General features: G+C 59.4%; 1 protein-coding gene. It reads left to right on the top strand.

Annotated features, from left to right (window positions below):
* The first annotated feature begins 172 nt into the window (after window positions 1-172).
* Window positions 173-1,288, top strand: coding sequence for an IS1249 family transposase (locus HMPREF0045_RS09445; protein WP_040316400.1), 1,116 nt, complete (start codon window positions 173-175; stop codon window positions 1,286-1,288).
* The last annotated feature ends 31 nt before the right edge of the window (window positions 1,289-1,319 follow it).

Genomic DNA, 1,319 nt, shown 5'->3' with positions numbered 1-1,319 from the left:
CAAAAGAGTTGGTCTGAGCCCGACCTTTCGGCTTTGTAGTGCGAGAAAGTCTGGTTCAAAGTTGTTGGGGGCCAACTTTGAGGGTGGACAAAATGTGTTGGTGAAACATCGACTTTTCGGCTTTATGGTGCGGGAGAGTGGGCGTCAAAGTTGGTACTGGCAGATTCGGTGAGTGAACATCTCGAAATGCGATTCCTGTGGCAGGAAGCTGATCCGGTACGGACTGTCGAAATCGGGCAAGCAGAGGTGGCATTGCACCTCGTGCCACTCAACTGGCGTGCAGCGGATTGATACCTCGGCCAAGCATCTGGGTGAGTTTCTTGCCTGGCTGCTCAGCGGTAATCGGCAGGCGGATATGCCAGGTGGGGGCAGGTCGTTTCGCAGGCGATGCCAGGGTTTGTGGCAGGTGTGGCCTCTTGCTCCGGTGGTGGATGAGGTGCATGAGGTCGTGTTCGTTGACGGGATCCACCTGGGCCGCAAAGCGGTCGTCTTGATTGCTCAGTCCCGGGATTTCATCTTGGGCTGGTATGTGGCACGCAGTGAGAACTCGCGCGCCTGGGAAGCGCTCATGAACCGGATCGCCCCACCAGACGTGGTGGTGACGGATGGGGGCAGTGGCTTCGAAAAAGCCCGCAAGAAAGCCTGGCCGAACACGCGGGTCCAGCGGTGCACCTTCCACGCGTTCGGGACCATCAAACAAGCCACCACCATTGGCCCCAAGCTTGCAGCCTCCAAGGAACTGTACGGCTTGGGCAAGCAGCTCTTGCACGTGAAAGACCGAGAGCAAGCGGCCTCATGGATAGACACCTACTTGGACTGGTGCAAGCGCTGGGAGGGCTTCCTCGCGCAGAAGACCAAGAGGGACGATGGCGGGTGGGCATACACGCACGAACGACTCGTGCGGGCCCGCAACAGTGTGAACCGGCTCATCGGAGCCGAGGTGTTGTTCACCTACACCGACCCCCAGTTTGAGGGGGCGTTGCCGGCGATGAACAACCAGATCGAAGGCGCGACCAACGCGCCCTTGCGTCAACTGTTGCGCGACCACCGGGGAATGCGGCTGACCCGCCGGATCAAAGCGATCTTCTGGTGGTGCTACATGCACACCGAAAACCCGCTCCCACCAGCCCAGATCCTCAAAATCATGCCCACAGACACCCAGATTGAAGCCCAATGGGAACACGCCTCGCGCACACACCCCGCAGCCGGTGTCATCCCCAGATGGGGCGACGCTATCGCCTGGCACGACCTCCACCACACAAGCCCCCACCGAAACAACTGGGACTAACCCTCCACCAACTCTTTTTGTCCTTTAACCC

The sequence above is a fragment of the Actinomyces graevenitzii C83 genome, from assembly GCF_000239695.1.
In the GTDB taxonomy this organism is placed as follows: domain Bacteria; phylum Actinomycetota; class Actinomycetes; order Actinomycetales; family Actinomycetaceae; genus Actinomyces; species Actinomyces graevenitzii.
Note: the sequence above shows the minus strand (reverse complement) of the source record. Positions and strands in the feature narration are given on the sequence as shown.